Genomic DNA, 22,628 nt, shown 5'->3' on the forward strand with positions numbered 1-22,628 from the left:
GTTCTCGTGCGCGGAGGCATGATGCTCCTGAACGACGGCCGGCCCTGGCTGGGTGCCAACTTCTGGTCGCGGGCCGGCGGCCCGCTGATGTGGCGCCGCTACGACCCCGACCTGATCCGCCGAGAACTCGCCGTGCTGCGCGAGCACGGAATGAACCTCACCCGCTCGTTCTTCTACTGGCCCGACTTCATGCCCGAACCGGACCGGATCGACGAGGACCTGCTCGCCCGCTACGCCGACTTCCTCGACCGGCACACCGAGGCCGGCATGCGCACCGTGCCGACCTTCCTCGTCGGCCACATGTCCGGCGAGAACTGGGACCCGGCGTGGCGCGGCGACCGCGACCTCTACGCCGACGTCCGGCTGGTCGCCCGTCAGGCGTGGTACGTCCGGGAGCTGACCGCGCGGTTCCGCGGCCACGACGCCGTCGCCGGCTGGCTGATCTCCAACGAGATGCCCATCTACGGCGAACCGTCCACACGGGACACCGTGACCGCGTGGGCGGAGCTGATGGTCCAGGCCGTGCGGGCCGGCGGCGGCACCCAGCCGGTGTCCGTCGGCGACGGCGCGTGGGGCATCGAGGTCACCGGCCGGGACAACGGGTTCTCCGTCCGCGACCTCGCCGCGATCACCGACTTCGTCGGCCCGCACGTGTACCGGATGGAGAACGACGTCGTCCGCCAGCACCTCACCGCGGCCTTCGTCTGCGAGCTGGCCGGCGGCTTCGACCGGCCCGTGGTCCTGGAGGAGTTCGGCGTCACCGACAACTTCGTCTCCGCCGAGCACGCCCGGCACTACTACCGGCAGATCCTGCACAACACCCTGCTCGCCGGCGCCACCGGCTGGATCGCCTGGAACAACACCGACTTCGACGACCTGTACGACCAGGAGCCCTACCGCCACCACCCGTTCGAGATGCGGTTCGGCGTCACCGACTCGGCCGGCCGCCCCAAGCCGCAGCTCGAGGAGGTCCGCGACTTCGCCGCCGTCCTCGACCGGGTCGACCTCCCCGGCTGCACACGCCCACCCGCGCGGGCCGGGCTGGTCGTGCCCTCCTACCTGGAGCACGCGTACCCGTTCACCGAGGACTCCGACCGCACCTACCTGTTCGACGTGCTGCGGCAGAGCTACGTCGCCACCCGCGCCGCCGACCTGCCGGTCGCCCTGCTGCGCGAACGCGACGGCATCACCCCCGGCCTGGCGCTCTACCTGGTGCCGTCGGCCAAACAGCTCACCGCACCCGCCTGGCGGACCCTCGCCCGGCTCGCCGAGGACGGCGCCACGGTGTACGTCTCGTACAGCCCCGGCGGCAACGGCGTGCAGCGCGGGCCGTGGTACGCCGACCTCAACGGCATGTTCGGCGTCGAGCACGGGCTGCGCTACGGCCTGGTCGACCCGATCACCGACGACGAGGTCACCGTCGGCTTCGTCCGGTCGTTCGGCCCCCTCGCCGAGGGCACCGAGCTGCGCGTGCGGGCCGGCGGCGACGAGCACAACCGCGCCTACCTGCCGGTGCGCCCCACCGAGGCGGAGGTCGTGGCCGTCGACGCGCACGGCCGCCCGGTGCTGCTGCAACGGCGTACCGGCGCCGGCCGGGTCGTGCTGTGCACCCATCCGCTGGAGCACATGGCCGCGGCCCTGCCCCGGGTCAACCCGGAGCCCACCTACGCGATCTACGACGCGCTGGCCGACCTCGCCGGCGTCGACCGCCCGGTCACCGTCGCCGACCCGCTGGTGCACGCCGGCGGACTGTCCCACCGGGACGGCCGGCGGTTCGTGTGGCTGGTCAGCCAGTCGCCCGACGAGCTGACCGTGCGCCCGGCGGTGCGCGGCAAGCTCACCGACCTCGCCGGCGGCGCGCCGGTGGACGAGGTCACCCTGCAGCCCTACGGGGTCCGCGTGCTGCACCTGACCCCCGAGTCCTGAGTCCTTTCCCCGAAGGAGAACACCATGCGACACCGGTCGAGGTTCCTGGTCCTGCTCCTGACCGCCGGCCTGACGGCGGCCGCCTGCACGGGCGCGGACGGCCCGAACGCGGGGTCGGGTGGTGACGCCGGGGGCGGCTACCCGAGGGCGGAGACCCTGTTCACCAGCGGAACCCAGTGGGGCCCACCGTCCAACTGGAACCCGATCATGAACTGGACCTACGCCACCGGAACCGTCGGCCTGGTCTACGAGACGCTGTTCCTCTACGACCCGCTCACCGACGAGTACGAGCCGTGGCTGGCCGAGAGCGGCGACTGGACCAGCGACACCACCTACGAGGTGACCCTGCGCGAGGGCCTCACCTGGACCGACGGCGAGCCGATCACCGCCGAGGACGTCGTGTTCACCGTGGAGCTGGGCCAGATCGAGCAGGTGCCGTACCACAACCTGTGGGACTACCTGGACTCCGCGGAGGCCGTCGACGAGCGCACCGCCCGGTTCACCTTCGCCGACCCGCGCTACCAGCAGTGGGCGAACTGGGTCTACTTCAACCCGATCGTGCCCGAGCACCTGTGGGCGGACAAGTCCGACGAGGACGTCACCGCCGGCGCCAACGAGAACCCGGTCGGCTCCGGCCCGTACCTGTACGAGACGCACGACCAGGACCGCCAGGTCTGGGTCAGGAACGAGGACTGGTGGGCCATCGAGGCGCTCGACCTCGACGTCGCGCCGCGCTACGTCGTCGACCTGGTGAACACCTCGAACGAGGCCGCGCTCGGCCAGCTGCTCGAGGGCAACGTCGACCTGTCCAACAACTTCCTGCCCGGCATCGCCTCGCTGGTGGACGGCGGCTACCAGCTGCACACCTACTTCGCCGAGCCGCCGTACATGCTGTCGGCGAACACGACCTGGATGATCCCCAACACCACCAGGGCGCCGCTGAACGACCCGGCGTTCCGGCGCGCGCTCGCCAGTTCGGTGGACACCGCCACGATCGTGAACTCGGTCTACGGCAGGATCGTCTCCGCCGCCGACCCGACCGGCCTGCTGCCGATCTGGGACGAGTACATCGACCGGAACGTCGTCGGCCAACACGGCTTCTCGTTCGACACCGGGGAGGCCAAGCGGCTGCTGAACCAGGCGGGCTACCGCGACACCGACGGCGACGGTCTGGTGGAGAACAAGGACGGCTCCCCGCTGGAGCTGACGCTCGCCACCCCGTCCGGCTGGACCGACTGGAACGAGGCCGCCCGGGTGATCGCCGAGGGCGCCGAGGCGGCCGGGATCAACCTGGTCTCCGAGACCCCGGCCGACACCGTGGTGCAGGACATGCGGGAGAGCGGCGAGTTCGACATCATCCTGGACAACCAACGGCAGATGGACAACACACCGTGGCGGTACTACGAGTACGTCTTCGGTCTGCCGGTCCAGGAGCAGCAGACCACCGTCAACTACGGCCGCTACGAGAACCAGCGGGCGTGGGACCTGGTCAACCAGCTCGACGCCACGAGGATCGACGACCTGGACGGGATGAACGGAATCATCTCCCAGTTGCAGCGGATCCAGCTGACCGAGCTGCCGATCATCCCGCTCTGGTACAACGGCCTCTGGTCGCAGGCGAACGAGACCGTGTGGACCAACTGGCCGTCCGCCGAGGAGGGTTCACCCGGCTACCTGCCGTCGATGTGGCGCGGCTACCCGCAGCGCGGCGCGATCAGGATGCTGACCGAGCTGCGGCCGGCCGAGCAGCAGTAGCGGCATGGGACGGTACTTCGGCCGCAAGCTGGCGATCTACGCGCTCACGTTCTTCGTGGCCGTGACGATCAACTGGCTCATCCCGAGGTTCATGCCGGGCGACCCGGTCAGCAGGATGGTCGCCCGGGCGGGCATGCAGACCCCCGAGGGCGTCGCCGCCATGCGGGAGTACTACTCGAGCCTGTTCGGGTTCGACGTGCCGGTGTGGCAGCAGTACCTCAACTTCTGGGGTGGGCTGCTCACCGGCGACCTCGGGGTCAGCCTGTGGGCGTTCCCGCAGCCGGTGAGCTCGATCATCGTGGCCGCGGTGCCGTACACGCTCGGCCTGCTGATCCCGGCGATCCTGCTGAGCTGGTGGGCGGGCAACAAGTTCGGCGCCTACGCGGCCCGCAAGAAGGTGCTGGACAACACGGTGCTGCCGATCTGGTACGTGCTGACCGCGACGCCGTACATGTGGCTGGCGATCCTGCTCGCCTGGGCGCTGGGCAAGGTCGCCGGGCTGTTCCCGGTGGGGCGCACCTTCAGCGCGTCGCTGCGGCCGGAGTGGTCGTGGGTGTTCGTCACCGACCTGGTCAGCCACTGGTTCCTGCCGTTCCTGTCGTTGTTCCTGGTGGCTTTCGGGGGCTGGGCGATCGGGATGCGGAACATGGTGATCTACGAGCTGGAGTCGGACTACGCGCACTACCTCGGAGCGCTCGGGGCGCCGGGGAAGCTGGTGCGGCGGTACGCGTTCCGCAACGCGATGCTGCCGCAGATCACCGGGTTGGCGTTGCAGCTCGGGGTGATCGTGGGCGGGGCGGTGGTGACCGAGATCGTGTTCGACTACCGGGGGCTGGGTTACCTGGTGCTGGAGGCGATCAAGTCGAGCGACTTCTTCCTGCTGCAGGGGATCTTCCTGTTCATCGTGATCGGGGTGCTGGTGGCGAACTTCATCATCGACGTGGTGTACGTGCTGGTGGATCCGCGGACGCGGGCGGGGATGGGTGGTGGCGCGTGAGCGACGACCCGAGCGCGACGAAGGACGCCTTCACCGCATCCGGTACGGGCCGGGAGGCGTTGTTCTTCGCGCGGCGGAACCGGAAGCTCGTCGGCGGGGGCGTGGTGGTGCTGGTGTTCCTGCTGGTCGCCCTCACCGGGCCGTGGTTCACCACCGACGACCCGCTCGCCTACGTCGGGCCGCCGGGAGCGGGGCCGTCGGGGGAGTTCTGGTTCGGCACCACCACGTTCGGGCAGGACGTGCTGGCGCAGTTCGTACACGGGCTGCGCGCGACGTTCTTCGTCGGCACGGTCGCTGCGCTGATCGCCGGTGTGCTCGGCATGGTCGTCGGGTTCACCGCCGGCTACCGGGGCGGGCTGGTCGACGAGGTGCTCACGATGATCACCAACGTCGTGCTGGTGCTGCCGGTGCTCGCGGTGTTGATGATCATCGCGGCGTACCTCGAGGTGCGCAACATCGAGGTGCAGGCGCTGATCATCGGCCTGTTCTCCTGGCCGTGGGTGGCCCGCGCGGTGCGCGCGCAGACCCTTTCGCTGCGGGCGCGGGAGTTCGTCGACCTCGCCCGGCTGTCCGGCGCGCCGGTGCGGCGGATCGTGTTCCGCGAGATCGCGCCGAACATGGCCTCCTACCTGTTCATGGTGTTCATCCTGCTGTTCGGCGGCTCGGTGCTGTTCGCCGCGACGCTCGACTTCATCGGCCTCGGCCCGACCGACGGCGTCTCGCTGGGCCTGATGCTCAACCACGCCAAGCAGTGGAGCGCGATGGACCTCGGCATGTGGTGGTGGTTCGTCCCACCGGGACTCGGCATCACCTCGGTCGTCGGCGCGCTCTACATCATGAACGTCGGCCTCGACGAGGTGTTCAACCCGAAGCTGCGGGAGACCTGATGTTGCACGTGGACGACCTGCGGGTCCACTACCGGACGCTGCGCGGCGACGTGCGGGCCCTCGACGGCGTCAGCTTCTCGGTGGCGGACAGGGAGATCATGGGCCTGGTCGGCGAGTCCGGCAGCGGCAAGACCACGCTCGGCAAGAGCCTGATCCGGCTCGACGGGCGGATGCGGCACGTCGGCGGCACCGTCACCCTCGACGGCACCGAGCTGCCGATCGGCGACGACGGCCGGATGAACGCGTTCCGGTTCAACGACGTCTCGATCGTGCCGCAGTACGCGATGAGCGCGATGAACCCGACCCGCCGGATCGGCACCATGATCCGCGAACTGGTCACCTCGCGCGGCATCCGGTTCGACACCGTCCGGTCCGAACTGGACAGAAGGCTCGACCTCGTCGGCCTCGACCGGGAGGTGCTCGACCGGTACCCGATCGAGCTGTCCGGCGGCATGAAGCAGCGGATGGTCATGGTGATCTCCACCCTGCTGAACCCGAAGCTGCTGGTGGCCGACGAGGTCACGTCCGCGCTGGACGTGTCGACCCAGCGGGCGGTCGCACTGGCCCTGGCCGGCTTCCGCGACCGCGACCTCGTGCACGCGATGATCGTCATCACCCACGACGTGTCGCTGGTGTACCAGATCGCGGACACGATCCTGGTGATGTACGCCGGAAAGCTCGCCGAGAAGGCACCCACCGACGTGATCGTCGAGCGCCCGCTGCACCCCTACACCCGCGCGCTGATCGCCGCCCTGCCCGAGGTCGGCGTCCAGTACGCCGGCAAGCGACTGACCGGCATCCCCGGCGGCCCGCCGTCCCTGCGCCCGCCCCCGCCCGGCTGCCGGTTCCGTGACCGGTGCCCGGTGGCGTTCGACCGGTGTGCCGAACAGCCCCCGTTCGTCGAGGTCGAACCCGGCCACTCGGTCGCGTGCTGGAGGGCGTCGTGAGCGGGAGGGCGGGAGCGTGCGCCGGCTGGACTGAGGAGCGCGCGCAGGCGCGCCAGCGCCGAGCACGCGACGAGGGAAGACGGCGTGTAGCGACCGAGCGGAGCGAACCATGAGCACAGCATGTTGAGGCTCGACGGGGTGTCCAAGACCTACAAGGTGGGGGCGTTGGCCCGCAAGGACCTGCACGCGGTGCGGGACGTGAGCTTCGAGCTGCGGCCGGGCGAGGTCGTGTCGCTGATCGGGGAGAGCGGCAGTGGCAAGTCGACGATCGGCCGGATGATCCTGCGCCTCACCCGCGCGACCAGCGGCACGATCACCTTCGACGGCACCGACATCGCCACCCTGCGCCGCGGGTCGCTCAAGGAGTACTACCGGGCGGCGCAGGGCGTGTTCCAGGACCCGTTCAGCACGTTCAACCCGGTGTTCAAGGCCGACCGGGTGCTCACGATGATCCGGCAGGTCTACTTCCCGGGCACCGGTGACGTCGAGTGGCGCGGCCGGGTCGACGACGCCCTGAGTGCGGTCAGCCTCAACCCGGACCAGGTGCTCGACAAGTACCCGCACCAGCTCTCCGGCGGCCAGCTGCAACGGCTGCTGATCGCCCGCGCGCTGCTGCTGGACATCCGGCTGCTGGTGGCCGACGAGGTGATCAGCATGCTCGACGCCTCCACCCGGATCGACGTGCTGAACCTGCTCGCCGACCTCAAGGAGCGCGGCCTGGCGGTCCTGTTCATCACCCACGACCTGTCGCTGGGCAACTACCTCGCCGACCGCACGGTGATCCTGCGCCGCGGCTCGGTCGTCGAGTGCGGCGCCACCTCGGCGGTGTTCGGCGACCCGGTCCACCCGTACACCAGAACGCTGCTCGCGTCGGTGCCGCGGCTGGGCATCCGCTGGTCCGACGAGGACCTCGACCCCGGTCCGTGCCGCTACCACGCCGTCCACCCCGGCGGCGGACCGCCACTCGCCGAGGTGGGGGACGATCACCTCGTGGCATGCTTCGCAGGGAACGACGAGCGGGAATGCGTGTGACGAAACGGGTGACGATCGCCGACATCGCCGAGAAGGCCGGCTTGTCCAAGGGCGCGGTGTCCTACGCCCTCAACGGCCAGCCCGGCGTGTCGGAGTCGACCAGGCAGCGGGTGCTGCGGATGGCGCTGGAGCTGGGCTGGCACCCCAACAGCGCGGCGAAGGCGTTGTCGGGTGCCCGGTCCGGCGCGTTCGGCCTGGTGATGGCCCGCTCGCCGGAGACGCTGGGGATCGAGCCGTTCTTCATGAAGCTGATCTCCGGCATGGAGGCGGCGATGGCGGCGAGCCAGACCGCGCTGCTGCTCCAGGTCGTCGCCGACCACGACACGGAGATCGCCACCTACCGGCGCTGGTGGGCCGAACGCCGGGTGGACGGCGTGATCCTGATCGACCTGCGCCGCGACGACCGGCGCGTCGCGGTGCTCGAGGAGCTGCGGCTGCCGGCGATCGTCGTCGGCGGCCCCGGGCACCACGGCGGCCTGCCGGGCGTGTGGATCGACGACGCCGGTGTGATGGTCGTGGTGATCGAGTACCTGGCGGCGCTGCGGCACCGGCGGATCGCCCGGGTCGCCGGGGTGGCCGGCATGCTGCACACCGAGCTGCGCACCCAGGCGTTCGACGAGGTGTCCGCCCGGCTCGGCCTGGAGTCCACGACGGTCACCACCGACTACACCCCCGACCAGGGCGCCCAGGTCACCCGCCGGCTGCTGTCCTCGGCGAACCCGCCGACCGCGATCGTCTACGACAACGACGTGATGGCGGTGGCCGGCGTGTCGGTCGCGCACGAGATGGGCGTCGACGTGCCGGGCGAGCTGTCCATCATGGCCTGGGACGACTCGGTGCTGTGCGAGATCGTGCACCCGCCGCTGACCGCGGTGGACCGGGACATCACCGCCTACGGCCGGCACGTCGCCGAGCACCTGCTGGCCCTGCTCGACGGCCAGCAGGTGACCGACTTCGAGAGCCAGCCGCCCCGGCTGGTGGTCCGGGGCAGCACGGCCCGTCCGGTGAATCCCTAGCAGCGCCACCCGCACATGGCGTGCTCCAGCATCGGGAACGACCGGTGCAGGGCGCGCTCCCAGTACGGCCAGGCGTGCCGGCCCGGGCCGTAGAAGTCCGTCCACAGCGGAACGTGTGCCGACCGCAGCTTCGCGGCCAGCGCCACCGACTGCTCGCCCAGCAGCTCCTCCAGCCCGTCCGGCGCGGCGTCCGGCGGGTCGAGCGGTCCCGGCTGACCGTTACCGGCCGACAGGTACACCGGGGTCCCGCGCAGCCGCTTCGCCAGGTCGTACGGGTTGTGCCTGGCCCAGGTCCGCGCGTCGGCGACCGGGTCGCCCCACAGCGCGTCCCGGTCGTGCCCCGCGCCCTCGACCAGGCCCTGCACCAGCGACGTGCTCTCCGCGCCGTTGTACGTCGTGTGCACCACGCCGCTGAACGACGCCGCCGCCTCGAAGAAGCCGGGGTGCCTGGCCGCGTACGACAGCGCGCCGAACCCGCCCATCGACAGGCCGGCGACGGCCCGGTCGTCACCCGAGCGGTACCGGTGCTCCAGCAGCCGCCGCAGCTCGCGCAGGTGGAACGTCTCCCAGGCCGGGCCGTACAGCCAGTCGGAGTAGAACCCGACCGGACCGGCCTCCGGCATCACCACCAGCACGTCCTTGTCCGCGGTCAGCTGCTCGACGTCGGTTCTGTCCGTCCACGACCGGTATCCGGTGTCGCCGTCGCAGCAGCCGTGCAGCAGGTACAGCGTCGGCCACTCGCGGCGCGGGAACCGGTCCCAGTCCGCGGGCAGCAGCAGCCGCACGCCGACGTCGCGGCCGACCGCCTCGGACCGCACGGTCAGCTCGATCAGCCGGTCGCTGAGCCGTTCGGTGTGGACGACCCGCGCGCCGCCGTCGCGGGTGGCGGTCGCGGTCGGGGTGAGCAGTAAACCGAACAACAGGACGAAGGTGACCAACAGGGCTCTGGAACGCATGCCTGACCTCCGGTGGGGGTTGTGCGACGCCTTGCGTACGGCATTATCTTCTCCGTAGCCGATCACCTCGAGGTGCGCCGATGACGTCGGACAAGTCGGGGAGCCGGGTCACGGGTCTGGTGTTCAACCCGTGGAACCTGCTGTTGCTCCTTCCGTTCATCGCTCTGTTCACGCCGCTGTACAACCAGACCGAGCCCGAGCTGATCGGGCTGCCGTTCTTCTACTGGTTCCAGTTCGTGATCATCCTGCTCGGTGTGCTGTCGACGCTGCTCGTCTACCGCATGACGCGCTCCGCCAGGACGGTGCCGCCGCCCGACGACGGCCCGGACGTCGACGAGCTCGACGAGGGGAGCGTGCGCTGATGCAGTGGGTGGAGCTGATCGTCTTCTCGCTGCTGTTCCTGCTGGTCACGGTGTTGGGCTTCGTGGCGTCCCGCTGGCGCGCGGCGGCCTCGCTGGACCACCTCGACGAGTGGGGTCTCGGCGGCCGCAAGTTCGGGTCGTGGATCACCTGGTTCCTGATCGGCGGCGACCTCTACACCGCGTACACGTTCGTCGCGGTGCCCGCGCTGCTGTTCGGCGCGGGTGCGATGGGCTTCTTCGCGCTGCCGTACACGATCATCGCCTACCCGCTGGTGTTCCTGCCGGTGCTGCGGATGTGGTCGGTGTCGCGGGCACGCGGCTACGTCACCCCGGCCGACTTCGTGCGCGGCCGCTACGGCTCGTCGCTGCTGGCGCTGCTGGTCGCGATCACCGGGATCGTCGCCACGATGCCCTACATCGCGCTGCAGCTGGTCGGTCTGGAGGCGGTGCTGCGGTCGATGGGCTTCAACGGCGCCGGGTTCCTCGGCCACCTGCCGCTGCTGATCGCGTTCGTCATCCTGGCGCTCTACACCTACCAGTCCGGCCTGCGCGCACCCGCCCTGATCGCGTTCGTCAAGGACATCCTGATCTACGTGGTGATCCTGGTCGCGGTGATCTACCTGCCGGCCAAGCTGGGCGGTTGGGGCAGCATCTTCGACGCGGCGGGGGAGAAGTTCGCCGAGACCCCGTCGCCGGCCGACGGCGTCCTGCTCGGTCCGACCAACCAGCTGCAGTACGCCACGCTGGCGTTCGGCTCGGCGCTGGCGTTGTTCCTGTATCCGCACTCGGTCACCGGAATCCTGGCCTCACGCGGACGGGACGTGTTGAAGCGCAACATGTCCGCGCTGCCGGCGTACTCGTTCCTGCTCGGGATGCTGGCACTGCTCGGCTTCGCCGCGATCGCGGCCGGCACGACACCGATCGTCAACAACGCGACCGGCCGGCCCGACTCGAACACGATCATCCCGGAGCTGTTCAACACCGAGTTCCCGTCCTGGTTCGCCGGCATCGCGTTCGCCGCGATCGGCATCGGCGCACTGGTGCCGGCCGCGATCATGTCGATCGCGGCGGCGAACCTGTGGACGCGCAACGTCTACAAGGAGTACGTGCACCGGGACGCGACACCCGCGCAGGAGGCGAAGCAGGCCAAGCTGGCGTCGCTGGTGGTGAAGTTCGGCGCGGTCGCGTTCATCGTGTTCATCGACCCGCAGTACGCCATCGACCTGCAGCTGATCGGCGGCGTGATCATCCTGCAGACGCTGCCGGCGGTGGCGATCGCGCTCTACACGCGCTGGCTGCACCGGTGGGCGCTGGTCGCCGGCTGGGTCGTGGGGTTGGGCTGGGGCATGATCCTGCTCTACGACATCCCGAACCCGGCGTCCGGGCGCGCGCACTTCGGCGGGTCCGCGCTGGCACTGGACAAGCTGAACCTGTTCGGCTGGCAGCCGTTCGCGGGTTCGCAGGTGCAGATCTACGTCGGCTTCGTCGCCCTGGTGGCGAACCTGTTGGTGGCGGTGGTCGTCACCCTGGTGATCCGCCGGACGAAGGTCTCCAACGGCGTGGACGCCACCGTGGACGCCGACTACCACGTCGACGAGCACGACAAGGAGCTGCGCGCGATCGGGTCCTAGTCACCGCCGCCCGGCGCGGCGAGTGCGGCGGCGAGCCATTCCTCGCTCACCCCCGTATCCATCTGGTCCTGGTCCGGTGTGCCGGTGATGGTGGCCGTCAGCGACAGGTAGGTGCCGAGCACCCCGGTGAACGCGGACACAGCCCGGTCGGCGTGCTGGTGAGCGGTGCTGGTCGGGTCGGGGTCGGTCATGGTCCGCCGCAGCTCGTCCCGGGCGTGTTCGTCGAGCGGCTCCCCGAGGTAGTCGGCGGCGAGGTCGGCGACCGAGGCCAGCAGGCGTTCGGCGATCTCGCGGGCCCGAGGGGAGTCCGGGGACAGGCCGGACCGCTGGGCCTCCGATGCCTCCGCCTCGATCCGCTGGTGTTCGGCCAGCCGCGCCAGCCTCGACGGCGAGGTCAGGTCGACGGCCCTGGGGGAGGCGAAGGAGTCGTGGAAGAACCGGCGGACCGCGTCGCGGAAGGCGGGGTCGCGCACCAGGCCGGCCAGCTCGATCCAGGCCTGGAGCTGTTCGGTGGTGGGATCCTCGGGCAGGGCGGGCCGCATGCCGCGCAGGTGCTCGGTGAAGGCCGGGTGGACGGTGAGGTCGTCGGTGACCTCGTCCCAGAACTGGTCGAGCAGCCGCTCGCGGTCGTCGTCCGACATGGACACGAGGTCGTGCATGAGGGTCACCTGTTCGGTCGCGGTGGGTTGGTTCACGATGGTGCGCAGCACGGCGCGCCGGGCACGCAGCTGACGCAGCTGGCTCTCGACGATCGCCAGGTGGGTCGTGGCCAGGTCGTGCAGGGGCGTCTCGTCGGCGAGCAGCCCTCGGATGTCGTCCAGGCTCGCGCCCAGCTCACGCAGAGTGCGGACCAGCTCCAGCCGGGCGATCGCGTGCACGTCGTACCGCCGGTAGCCGCCCTCGCTGTGGCCGGTGGGTTCGACGACGCCGGCGTCGGCGTAGAACCGGATGGCGCTCACGCTCAGCCCGGTGCGCCGCGCCACGTCCCCGATCGGGTACAGCTGGTTGTCGTTCACGACCCCCACTCTGGCGTCTCAAGTGGGTTGAGAGTCAACCAGTGCCGATCAGGCGGCGGGTCTTCGCCAGCGGCCCCGGCATGCCCATGGCGGCCGCGCCGGTGAGGACGCCGTCGCGGCGGTAGTGGGCCAGGAACTTCCCGTCCTCGACGGCGCCCTGGACCACCTCGAACTCGTCGGCCGGGTCCGGGAGGCCGATGGCCTGCAGGCGCAGGCCGTACTGGTCGGTCCAGAAGTACGGGACCGCGGCCAGCGGCTTCGGTTCGTCGGCGAGCAGGTTCGCCGCGACGAGCCCGGCCGTGTCGACCGCGCCCGTCCAGTGTTCGAACCGGACGGTGCCGGCCCGCCACGGGTGCGGCATCCGGGCCACGTCGCCGGCCGCCCACACGTCGGGCCGGGCGGTGCGGCCGGTCCGGTCACACAGCACGCCGTCGTCGACCGGGACGTCCGATCCGGACAGCCACTCGGTGTTCGGCGTGGACCCGACGGCGACCACCACCACGTCGGCGGGCAGCACGGTGCCGTCGGCCAGCTCGACGCCCGCCACCCGGCCGTCGCCCTTGAGCCCGGTGACCTCCGCGCCGCAGCGCAGCGTCACCCCGTTGGCCCGGTGCAGGGCGGCCAGGTGCGCGCCGACCGCGGGGCCGAGCGGCAGCGGGTGGGCCAGCCGCTCCACCACCGAGACGTCCAGCCCGAGGCCGCGGGCGGTCGCGGCGACCTCGCAGCCCAGCACCCCGGCGCCGACCACCACCAGCGACCGGCCCGCCGCCAGCGCGGTACGCAGACCGACGCAGTCGGCCCAGTCGCGCAGCACGTGCACGCCCGACCAGCCGTCGAACACCGCCGGACGCCTCGGCCGCACCCCTGTGGCCACCACCAGCCGGTCGAACTCCACCTCGCCGGAGGACAGCAGCAGGCGGTGGCCGTCCACCCCGGTCGCGTGCGTCCCGAGCCGCAGGTCGACGTCCAGGGCCGCGTAGTCCTCCTCGCGCAGGGGAGGCCGCGCGGCCTCCGGTGACGCCAGCACGGCCTTGGACAGCGGCGGCCGGTCGTAGGGCGGATGCTCCTCGGCGCCGACGAGCGTGACCGGCCCGGCGTGCCCGAGCCGGCGCAGGCGCTCGACGGTCCGCAGCCCCGCCAACCCGGCACCCACCACGGCGATCCGTCCCATGCTCACGCCGCCATCGTGCCAGGGGCCGGCTCAGGTCAGGTCGAAGACGTCTGGAGCGCCGGGAGCGGCGCCCGCGCCCGGCGGGTCGGGGCCATCAGGACCGCGCTGATCGGTACCGCCAGCGCCGCCGCGGCGAGCACGAACACCGGGAACAGGAAGCTGAACACCTCCACGCCGGCCGGGTCGGGCGCGGCCTGGTCCATCGTCACCCGGACCGCGGCCATGCCGGTGTAGTGCATGCCGGTGACCGCGACGCCCATCACCAGCCCGGCCGCCACGCGCAGCGCGAGCCGGTCGACCACCACGGTGAACAGCAGCGCCGCCGTCGCCGCCACCACCGCGATCACGACCGACAGCAGCACCAGACCACCGTCGTAGCCGATGGTGCCCTTGATCCGGACCGCCCACATGCCGGTGTAGTGCATGAGGTTCACCGCGAGCCCCATGATCAGCCCGCCGACCAGCAGCCGCCACCGGGAGAACCCGGCACGCACCCCGAACACCACCAGCCCGCCGAACACCGCGCTGATCGACAGCACCGCGGACAGCACCGTCCGGGCGATGTCGTACCGCACCGGCATCCCCGGCGTGGCGAAGCCGAGCATGGCGATGAAGTGCATCAGCCAGATGCCGACGCCGCCGATCGACACCGCGGCGAGCACCAGCCAGCCCAGGCGCGCCCGCCCGGACGCGTGCCGCGCCTGCAGCGTGCAGGCCAGCCCGACGGTCGACCCGACCACCGAGGTGGCGTAGGCGAAGAACAGCAACCAGGAACCCATGGCGAAGTGCTGCATGTCGTGGTTCACCGCACGGTCCTCTCCACGGGACGACGGACGGGACGCTTGGGCAGGCCGTGCGCCGGTTTCGGCGGTGCCAGCCGGGACAGCGCGTGCTCACTCGCGGCGATCAGGACCTCCCGCGCGGAGTCCGGTGAGCGGGCGTCGCACGGCATGATCGCCACGTGCTCGGGCAGCGCGAGCGCCTCCCGGACGTCGGCCACGGCGTGGTCGAGCCGACCGTCGAACCGGTTGAGCGCCACCAGGAACGGGATGTCGCGCGACTCCAGGTAGTCGATGGAGCCGAAGCAGTCGGCGAGCCGGCGGGTGTCCACCAGCACCACGGCGGCGATCGCGCCGCGCACGATGTCGTCCCACATGAACCAGAACCGGTGCTGGCCCGGAGTGCCGAACACGTACAGCACCAGGTCCTCGGCGAGGGTGATCCGGCCGAAGTCCATCGCGACGGTGGTGGCGACCTTGCCGCTGACGAACGCCAGCTCGTCCACGCCGACGCTGGCGCTGGTCATCAGCGCCTCGGTGCGCAGCGGCACGATCTCGGACATGGCGCCGACGAACGTCGTCTTGCCGGCGCCGAACCCGCCGGCGACGACGATCTTGGCCGAGGTGATCCGCGGGGCGGGGTCAGCGAGCGGTTCGAAGTCCACTGAGGACCCTCTCGATCAGGTCGCGGCGCTCGTCGGCGTCCGCGTCGTGGGTGAGTGTGGCCTGGACCGTCACCAGGTCGTCGGCGAGCAGGTCGGCCACCAGCACCCTGGCGACGCCGAGCGGCACGCCGAGGTGCGCGGCGAGCTCGGCCACCGACCGGGGCCGCAGGCACAGCTGGGTGACCGTCCACTGTGCACTCGCGCGGCGCTGCGGCAGGGCGGCGCCCCTGGCCGTGGTCCGCACCCTGGCCTCGACCGCCAGCTCGACGGCCGGCTCGGTGCGTCCCCCGGTCCACGAGTACGGCCGGGCGAGCGCCGGCCCGTCCCCGTTCACGGCAGTGTTCACGGCAGTGAACGAGTGGGTGACGGCTTGCGGGCCGGGGTCTCGACCATCCGCCCGACGCGGTCGACGAGCAGGGTCATCTCGTAGCCGACCAGCCCGATGTCGCAGCGGGGCGAGGCGAGCACGGCGAGGTGCGAGCCGTCGCCGACGCTCATCAGCAGCAGGAACCCGCCCTCCAGCTCGATCACCGACTGCACCACCCGGCCGGCGGCGAACAGGTCGGCCGCGCCGACGGTGAGGCTGGACAGCCCGGCGGTCAGCGCGGACATCTGGTCGGCGGTGTCGCGTGGCAGCCCCTCGCTCGCGGCGACCAGCAGGCCGTCGGCGGACACCAGCACGGCGTGCGTCACCCCGGGAACCTCCTGGGTGAACGCGGACACCAGCCAGCCGAGCGACGGCTCGGACGCGGTGCTCTCGGTGGTCATGAGCCCCTCCCCTCGGTCTCCTGCCTGGCGCGCCGGGCGGCCTGCATGCCGCTGTAGTGCCGGGACAGGTTGTTGCGGATCGTCTCGGGGTCGCGGAAGTCGACCCCGCGCTCGTCGGGCCGCCCGGCCTGCCGCGCCGGCACCGCCTGCCCGCCGGGCCGGCGCATCGGCAGCCCGGCGGCGGTGGTGCCCACCGGATCGCCGGAGGTCGGTGGCGGGGTGCCGAACGTGCCGGTCGACTCGGCCCGTGTGGCGGGCCTCGGCGGTCCGGTGGCGGTGCTGCCCATTGGTTCGGCGGATGTCGGTGGTGGTGTGCCGAGCGTTTCGGTGGTGGTGGCGCCCATCGGCTCGGCGGATGTCGGTGGTGGGGTGGCGAAGGCGCCGGTGACCGATTCGGCCGGGCGGGGCTCGGGCGGGTGCGGGGCCGGCTCGGCGGGTGGCCAGGCCACGGGTTCGTCGGTCGCCTCGAGTGTTGGGGTGAACCAGTCGACGGTGTGCCCGTTGGCGGCGGGCTGGGGGAGTGGGAGCTCGGCGTCGCCGAGCCCGGCGCCGATGGTCGCCATCGCCGGTACGGGTGCCGGGTCGGGGGTGCCGTCGGCGATGACGAGCGCGGCCGGCACGTGGACGCTCGCGGTCACGCCTGCCCGGTTCGCCGACTCGTGGGTGGTCCGCAGCCGGACGGTGACGCCGTGCCGCGCGGCGAGCTGGCCGACCACGAACAGGCCCATCCGGCGGGTGGTCTCCGGGCCGACCGCGTCGGACGTGGCGAGCCGTTCGTTGGCGGCGGCGAGGTCGTCCGGCGCCATGCCGAGTCCGCCGTCGACGACCTCGAACAGCAGGCCGCCGCGCGCGCCCCGGTCGGCGGTGAGCACGACCTTGCGGTCCGGCGGGGAGAACCGGGTCGCGTTCTCCAGCAGCTCGGCCAGGATGTGCACCAGGTCGGCCGCGCCGGTCGCGCGCACCGAGGCGTTCGGCGCGTTGCCCAGGGTGACCCGCTGGTAGTCGGTGACCTCCGAGGTCGCCGCGCGCAGCAGCTCGACCACGCCGACCGGCCGGTTGCCGCGCCGAGGCGGCGTGCCGCCGGCGAGCACCTGGAGGTTCTCGCCGTTGCGGCGCAGGCGGGTGGCGAGGTGGTCCAGGCGGAACAGCCCGGCGAGCCGCCGCGGGTCCTGCTCGTCGGCCTCCAGCTCCTCGATCACGCCGAGCTGCAGCTCCACCAGCGACTGGCTGCGCCGGGACAGCGTCATGAACATCTCGCTGACCTGCAGCCGCAGCTCGGCCTGCTCGCCGGCCAGCCGCACGGCCTGCCGGTGCATGTCGTCGAACGCGCGGGCGAGCTGGCCGATCTCCTCCCGCGTGTGCACCGGCACGGGGGCCACCGACCGGTAGTCCACACGCTCCCCGGCACGCACCCGCTCGACCGTCGCCGGCAGCTGCTCGTGGGCGGCGGTCAGCGCCGCGGTGCGCAGCCGGTGCAGCGGCGCGAGCAGCGACCGGGCCACGGTGAGCGCGACCGCCAGGGCGGCGAGCAGCGCGCCGAGCACGACCGCCGCGTCGCGCAGCGCGTCGGAGCGGGCCTCGTTGGTGCGGGTGCTGACGGTGTCGGACAGGTCGCCGAACACCTCCAGCAGCAGCCCGTGCACGGCGGCGGACGCGGTGTCCAGCCCGGGCACCAGACCGGCCAGCGCGGCGCCCCGGCCACCGGCTGACCGGAGCGTGGCCCGCCGGTCCGCCGCTCCCCTGGTCGCGTTCTCGACGGCGGCGGCGTCCTCGGTCGGCAGGTCGACGGCGAGTTGTCGACTCAGTACCGCCTCCTCGGCGGCGGCGTCCTGCGCGGCGGCCACGACCTCGGCCCGGCCCGGGCCGTCCACACCGGACCCGACGAGCGCGGTCCCGGCGGCGAGCGCCGCCCGCAACAGCAGCAGCGACCGCACCGAGACGGCCCGGTCGTCGAGGTCCTCGTCGCGGGCCAGGGACACCACACCCGGCACCAGCTCGGCCAGCGAGGCGAGCACCGCGCGGTAGCCGGACGCCAGCGCGACCGGATCGCCGGTCTGTTCGCGCAGTGCGTCCAGGCGCCCGAGCGCGTCGCCGAGGTCGCGGTCGACGGACGCCGGCAGCCCGGCGAAGTCGGCGGCGTCCCGAACGGCGTTGACCTGCCGGTCGACGGCCGCGCGCCCCCGGCCGTCGGTGGCGGTCACCGCGCTCACCAGCTCGTCGGCGACCAGGTCGGACAGGGTGACCGCCTCGGTGAGCACGGCGAGCTGGTCACGGACCGTGCTCAGCCGGTTGGCGTCGTCGAGTTGGCCCCGCACCCGGACGCCGCCGAGCACGAGGGCGACCACCGCGGGCACCACGAGCACGACGGCCACTTTCGACCGCAAGCTCCAGCCGGCGACGTGCCAGGTGGCAGCAGTGTCTCCTACAACGGGATCCGGCACCGCAAGTTCCCCATTTCGCGCATGCTCGAACGCGCTGTTTCACCCCGATGCGCGGATTCATTTGCGATGAAAGTCCAGGCGATCGCGAAAGTCAAGAGAACTCATGACGAAGTTTCACATGTGCACACGTCAAACAATGGTGGGAAAGTAACCGCCCGCCATTTTTGCAAATTGCAGAGTGATTAGTGGTGTCGCGGTTCATTCATTCCATACGGAGCGAATTCGCGCGAGTACGGAATCGGCCTGAGCGAGACCGGCACGCGCCGCCGCCGCCCGTTTCGCCGGATCGAGCACGTTCCGTCCGATCGCCGCGAGCGCGGCCCGGTCCGGGCTGACCAGCTCGACCCGCGACCGCGCGGCGAGCGCCTCCACCTGGGTCGCGGCCGGCGTCATGTGCCCGATGCCGCGCGGCAGCGGCGAGAGCACCACGACGCGGTCGTACCCGGCGGCGAGGTCGGCGTTGGAGCCGGAGCGCATCCCGCCGTCGACGTACCGCCGCCCGTCGATCGTCACCGGCGGCCAGACCCCGGGCACCGCGCAACTCGCCGCGACCGCCCGGACCAGCGGCGCACCGGAGTCCCGGTCGAACGCCCGGAACTCGCCGGACTCCGCGTCCACCGCGGTGATCAGCAGCGCCCGCTCCGGCCAGTCCCGCACCGGCAGCCGCGACTCGATCACCGCGACCCGCTCCGCCTCCGGCACCGTGTTCGCACGCAGCGCCATCCGCCCGATCCGCGCCCGGACGGCCTTCGGCGTCCTCGGCCCGGCCATCGCGAGCCCGTACCGCAGCAGCACCGCCGGCCCCATCGCCGCGGCGACCTCCCCGTCCGGCGGCTCGAGCTGCGCGGCGTACCGCTCGTCGGCGTCCAACCCGGCCGCGACCTGCGCCCCGACCACCGACCCCGCCGACGTGCCGACCACCAGATCCGCCGACCCCAGGTCGACGCCCGCCCGCGCGAGCCCCGCCAGAATCCCCCATTCCCAGGCGATCCCGGTGATCCCACCGCCGCCGAGCACCAGTGCGCGTGTCATTCGCCCATGATGCCTCGCGCCGCGGGTCAGCGCGGTTCAGACGTGGCCGACGGCAGCTCCGGCAGCGAGATCAGGTACTCGCCGATCGGCTCGCACGACTCGCCCCAGAAGCAGCCCTCCTGCAGCACCGCCAAGCCGCCGTCCGAGCTGATCACCGGTGCGCGCACGTAGGCGTCCGACCGCGGCGCCGGCATCAGGATCTCCCGCCCGGTGGCCTGGTCGAACAGGAACCCGGGTGCCGCGCCGTACCACTGTCCGCCCTCCCCGGTCTGCCGGAGGAAACCGATCAGCGAGCCGTCGTGGCTGACGCTGCTCGGGGCCACACTCCACAACGTCGGGCTCGTCCAGGTCCGCAGCGTCACCGGAGTCGAGCCGGGCGACGTGCTGACCTTCTTCAGCGCGAAGCCGCCGTCGCCACAGCTCGGACAGCCGGATCCGACCGCGTAGAACACCCACCGGCCGTCACCGCTGAGGGTGTACCCGAGGCCGTACCCGTCGGCGGGCAGCGCTCGCAGGGCACCGGTGTCCGCGTCCACCAGCGTTGGCTGGAAGCCGGAACCTCCCGCCGGCCGGTAGTCGATCAGGAAGGTTCGTCCGTCCAGGGCGGTGTCCTCGCTGAACAGGCCGCACGTCGAGTCGGGGCAGGCGAGCACCGTCTCCGTGCGCCCGGCGAGCAGGTCGTGCCGGTAGACGGCCTGTTCGCCGGACTGGGGCCTCGACACCCAGGAGAACCAACGTGCGTCCCTGGACAGGGTGAGGTCGGCCGGGATCGTGTCCGCAGGCGCGGTGGCGATCACGCGAACGGTCCTGGCGACGAGATCGTGCACGTAGAGCGTGCTCGGCGGGGAGCCGATGTCGTAGCTGTTGCTGGCGTAGGCGACCGTCTGGCCGTCCCAGCTGATCGCCATCTGCCGGTTCGCGTGCAGCGCGCTGCCGTCCGGTCGCGCGCCGGCCAGCACGATCTCGCCGGTCTGCAGGTCCTTGCGGAGCAGGTACTCCTCGTCGGTGAACTTCCGGTGCGGCTGCGGCACCAGGTAGCTGTCGCTGCGCGACCACAGCACCGCGTACCGCCCGTTGCCGGACAGTTGCTCGAACGACGCGTGCGCGGCCTGGTCCGGGAAGCCCGTCTCGTCGGTGTCGATCCGGGTCATCGCCGACGGCGACACAAGGGCGGACTCCGCCGACGGCGGGCTCGTGCCGGCGTGGTTCGTCGCGGTCACGGTGATCCGGTAGTCGACGTCCGGGTGCAGGCCGGCGAGCTCGATCCGCCGCCGGTCGCCGTCCAGGGCGACGTCCAGGCCGCCGGGCCGCGCGGTGACCGTGAAGCCGGTGATCGGCAGCCCGCCGTCGTCCGCCGGCGCGGTCCACTCGACGCCGACCCGGTCGCCCGCGTCGTACACCCGGGTCACCGCGGGCGCACCCGGCGCGGTCGGGTTGGACGAACTCGGCGTGTAGAAGTAGCCGGCCACGTCGACCAGGACGTCGGTGCGGCCGTAGTTGTTGAACACGGACAGCTCGGGGGTGGCGCTGATCGCGGCGTTGGCCACGGTCTCGCCCGCGCCCAGGTTCACGTTCGACGCGTTCGGCCTGGCCCGGCCGCTCGGCCACGCGGTCAGGTAGGTGTCGTTGCTCGCACGCACCCCGGTGAGCCCGAACAGCACCGCGACCCGGTCGTCGGCGGGCACGCCGGCGTCGGCGAACGAGACGGTCCTGGTGGTGCGGCCGTCGAGCGGGCCGCCGTCCTGCCGGGTGTCGAGCACGCGTTCCGGCGCGGGCAGCGCGACGTACCGGCCGCCGGAGCCGGGCGCGAACCAGCCCTGCACATCCGCCAGCACGTGTACGTGACCGGCCGAGTTCCTGATCCGGATGGCCCCGTCGCCGCCGATGCCGACCACCGCGAGGTTGGCCCTGGTCTCGCCCCGGGTCAGGTTCAGCGCGGAGGTGCCCGTCCGCCCGTCGGGGGTAACCACGAGGTGGGAGTTCGTCGTCGGCCCGACGCCGGTCAGGTTGACCACGACCGCCGTCGCGTTCGCCGGGACCCCGCCCGCGCCACGGACCCGCAGGGTCAGCTGCTCGTTCGGACCGACCGACCCGCGATGCCCGCCGACCGTGGTGCGGGTGTCGAGCACACGGGTCGGCGAGGTGGCCGAGGTGAACGTGGCGCCGGTGCTGGTGGCGAGGTAGCCGACGAGGTCCGCGACGACGTCGACCGTGCCGTTCCGGTTGAGGATCCTGATGGTGTTGTCCGGGCCGAGCGTGACGAACGCCGAGGCGGCCGCGGTCTGGCCGGCGCCCAGGTTCAGCGTCGAGGTGCCGGCGAACTGGTTCGGGAACGCGCTCAGGTACGTCGACGCGGTGCCGTTCGTGCCGGTCAGGTTGACCACCACCGCGGTCGCGTCGGCGGGCAGCCCCGGCACGTCGACGGTGATCGTCTCCCCGGCGCCGAGCGGTCGCGGATGCCCACCGAGCGCCGTGCGCGTGTCGAGGACGCGGGTCGGTGACGCCAGCGGCGTGTAGGCGGCGCCGGGCAGGTCGGCCGCCTGCTCCGCCGCCGCGCCGGGCACCGTGTTCGGTAGGACCGCCGAGACGAGAACAGCGACCAGGACAGCGACAAGGACACCGAGAACGACGCGCACGAGCCCCCCATGGAAACCGATCTGCCGGTACGGCTCGGTCCCCGCGGCGAGCGGCAAGATCATGGCACGCCGGTGACGGTGTGCCTAGCCGCCGTTCGGTGCAGTGGTCACGTCCGCAGGTTCGTCAGGCCGCGCAGGACGCGGTGCAGCAACTCGACGTCCGGCCGGTCGTCCGGGCCGGTGCTGGTCTCGTGCACGGTCACCAGGCCGGCCGCGGCCATGTCCTCCAGCAGCACCCGCACCACGCCGATCGGCAGGGACAGCAGCGCGCCGATCTCGGCCACCGACTTCGACCGCCGGCACAGCTGGGCCACCGCCTGGTGCTCGCTGCGCAGGCCGTCCAGTACCGCCTCCGCGCGCCGGGTGGTGGAGATCAGGGTCTCGATGGCCAGCTGGGCGGTCGAGCGGGTGCGGCCGCCGGTCCAGGCGTAGGCACGCACGATCGCCGCCGCGTCCACCGTGACCTCGACCGGGTCGGCCCGCCGGCGGGCCGGGGCCGGCGCGGGCGCCCGGGTCTCCTCGTGTGTCCTGGGGCTCCTGGACAGCCCGTTGAGGACGTCGGCGAAGGTCAGCTCCTCAGGCTCGTCGGTGGTGCCCACGTCAGCAGCCCA

20 protein-coding genes are annotated in these 22,628 nt (G+C 71.9%); 9 read left to right on the forward strand and 11 right to left on the reverse strand.

Features of this window, described 5'->3' with window-relative positions:
* Positions 1-18 precede the first annotated feature (18 nt).
* The 7 genes from JT362_RS20470 to JT362_RS20500 all read left to right on the forward strand — a co-directional run bounded on the left by JT362_RS20470 (position 19) and on the right by JT362_RS20500 (position 8,560).
* Positions 19-1,926 carry a glycoside hydrolase 5 family protein gene (locus tag JT362_RS20470; RefSeq protein WP_260193056.1) on the forward strand — a complete coding sequence of 636 codons (1,908 nt, stop codon included), beginning with the start codon at positions 19-21 and terminating at the stop codon, positions 1,924-1,926.
* 24 nt (positions 1,927-1,950) lie between these two features.
* Positions 1,951-3,681, forward strand: a complete 1,731-nt coding sequence (locus JT362_RS20475; protein ID WP_260193058.1) for an ABC transporter substrate-binding protein — start codon at positions 1,951-1,953, stop codon at positions 3,679-3,681.
* A gap of 4 nt (positions 3,682-3,685) precedes the next feature.
* The gene (locus tag JT362_RS20480) at positions 3,686-4,678 is read left to right on the forward strand and encodes an ABC transporter permease (protein ID WP_260193060.1); all 993 of its coding nucleotides are present in this window, start codon (positions 3,686-3,688) and stop codon (positions 4,676-4,678) included.
* Entirely contained in the window at positions 4,675-5,565 is an 891-nt protein-coding gene (locus JT362_RS20485; protein WP_260193061.1) for an ABC transporter permease, read from the forward strand. Before JT362_RS20480 ends, JT362_RS20485 begins: the two co-directional genes overlap by 4 nt.
* Positions 5,565-6,512, forward strand: coding sequence for an ABC transporter ATP-binding protein (locus tag JT362_RS20490; RefSeq protein ID WP_260193062.1), 948 nt, complete (start codon positions 5,565-5,567; stop codon positions 6,510-6,512). The genes JT362_RS20485 and JT362_RS20490 overlap by 1 nt, the downstream gene beginning before the upstream one ends.
* A 120-nt stretch (positions 6,513-6,632) precedes the next feature.
* Positions 6,633-7,544, forward strand: coding sequence for an ABC transporter ATP-binding protein (locus JT362_RS20495; protein WP_260193063.1), 912 nt, complete (start codon positions 6,633-6,635; stop codon positions 7,542-7,544).
* Positions 7,535-8,560: a LacI family DNA-binding transcriptional regulator gene (locus tag JT362_RS20500; RefSeq protein ID WP_260193064.1), complete on the forward strand. Its 1,026-nt coding sequence runs from the start codon at positions 7,535-7,537 to the stop codon at positions 8,558-8,560. Before JT362_RS20495 ends, JT362_RS20500 begins: the two co-directional genes overlap by 10 nt.
* Here JT362_RS20500 and JT362_RS20505 read toward each other — a convergent pair.
* Positions 8,557-9,516, reverse strand: a complete 960-nt coding sequence (locus JT362_RS20505) for an alpha/beta hydrolase (protein WP_260193066.1) — start codon at positions 9,514-9,516, stop codon at positions 8,557-8,559. The two genes, JT362_RS20500 and JT362_RS20505, sit on opposite strands and share 4 nt — an antisense overlap.
* A gap of 80 nt (positions 9,517-9,596) precedes the next feature.
* Here JT362_RS20505 and JT362_RS20510 point away from each other — a divergent pair, with 80 nt between their 5' ends.
* Together JT362_RS20510 and mctP are read left to right on the forward strand one after the other, a co-directional pair.
* The gene (locus JT362_RS20510) at positions 9,597-9,878 is read left to right on the forward strand and encodes a DUF3311 domain-containing protein (RefSeq protein WP_260193068.1); all 282 of its coding nucleotides are present in this window, start codon (positions 9,597-9,599) and stop codon (positions 9,876-9,878) included.
* Positions 9,878-11,509 carry a monocarboxylate uptake permease MctP gene (gene mctP, locus JT362_RS20515; protein WP_260193069.1) on the forward strand — a complete coding sequence of 544 codons (1,632 nt, stop codon included), beginning with the start codon at positions 9,878-9,880 and terminating at the stop codon, positions 11,507-11,509. The genes JT362_RS20510 and mctP overlap by 1 nt, the downstream gene beginning before the upstream one ends.
* Here mctP and JT362_RS20520 read toward each other — a convergent pair.
* The 10 genes from JT362_RS20520 to JT362_RS20565 form a co-directional block, all read right to left on the reverse strand.
* Complete coding sequence (locus JT362_RS20520; RefSeq protein ID WP_260193071.1) at positions 11,506-12,525, reverse strand: MerR family transcriptional regulator; 1,020 nt, start codon at positions 12,523-12,525, stop codon at positions 11,506-11,508. The two genes, mctP and JT362_RS20520, sit on opposite strands and share 4 nt — an antisense overlap.
* A 34-nt stretch (positions 12,526-12,559) precedes the next feature.
* Positions 12,560-13,696 carry an NAD(P)/FAD-dependent oxidoreductase gene (locus JT362_RS20525; RefSeq protein WP_260193242.1) on the reverse strand — a complete coding sequence of 379 codons (1,137 nt, stop codon included), beginning with the start codon at positions 13,694-13,696 and terminating at the stop codon, positions 12,560-12,562.
* Between the two features lie 35 nt (positions 13,697-13,731).
* The gene (locus JT362_RS20530; protein ID WP_260193244.1) at positions 13,732-14,490 is read right to left on the reverse strand and encodes an MHYT domain-containing protein; all 759 of its coding nucleotides are present in this window, start codon (positions 14,488-14,490) and stop codon (positions 13,732-13,734) included.
* An 8-nt stretch (positions 14,491-14,498) separates the two neighbouring features.
* Positions 14,499-15,140 (reverse strand): GTP-binding protein, encoded by a 642-nt coding sequence (locus JT362_RS20535; protein ID WP_260193073.1) that lies wholly within the window; start codon positions 15,138-15,140, stop codon positions 14,499-14,501.
* Positions 15,118-15,486, reverse strand: a complete 369-nt coding sequence (locus JT362_RS20540; RefSeq protein ID WP_260193075.1) for a DUF742 domain-containing protein — start codon at positions 15,484-15,486, stop codon at positions 15,118-15,120. Before JT362_RS20540 ends, JT362_RS20535 begins: the two co-directional genes overlap by 23 nt.
* On the reverse strand, positions 15,483-15,908 hold the full coding sequence (locus tag JT362_RS20545; protein ID WP_260193076.1) for a roadblock/LC7 domain-containing protein: 426 nt from the start codon (positions 15,906-15,908) through the stop codon (positions 15,483-15,485). Before JT362_RS20545 ends, JT362_RS20540 begins: the two co-directional genes overlap by 4 nt.
* Positions 15,905-18,271: an ATP-binding protein gene (locus tag JT362_RS20550; RefSeq protein ID WP_260193077.1), complete on the reverse strand. Its 2,367-nt coding sequence runs from the start codon at positions 18,269-18,271 to the stop codon at positions 15,905-15,907. The genes JT362_RS20545 and JT362_RS20550 overlap by 4 nt, the downstream gene beginning before the upstream one ends.
* Positions 18,272-18,547: 276 nt before the next feature.
* A complete protein-coding gene (locus tag JT362_RS20555) occupies positions 18,548-19,381 on the reverse strand; it encodes a patatin-like phospholipase family protein (RefSeq protein WP_260193078.1) in 834 nt (277 codons plus the stop codon).
* A gap of 26 nt (positions 19,382-19,407) precedes the next feature.
* On the reverse strand, positions 19,408-22,080 hold the full coding sequence (locus JT362_RS20560; RefSeq protein WP_260193080.1) for a fibronectin type III domain-containing protein: 2,673 nt from the start codon (positions 22,078-22,080) through the stop codon (positions 19,408-19,410).
* 44 nt (positions 22,081-22,124) lie between these two features.
* Positions 22,125-22,616 carry a DUF742 domain-containing protein gene (locus JT362_RS20565; RefSeq protein ID WP_260193081.1) on the reverse strand — a complete coding sequence of 164 codons (492 nt, stop codon included), beginning with the start codon at positions 22,614-22,616 and terminating at the stop codon, positions 22,125-22,127.
* Positions 22,617-22,628: the final 12 nt, after the last annotated feature.

This window comes from Actinophytocola gossypii (assembly GCF_025165815.1).
In the GTDB taxonomy this organism is placed as follows: domain Bacteria; phylum Actinomycetota; class Actinomycetes; order Mycobacteriales; family Pseudonocardiaceae; genus Actinophytocola; species Actinophytocola gossypii.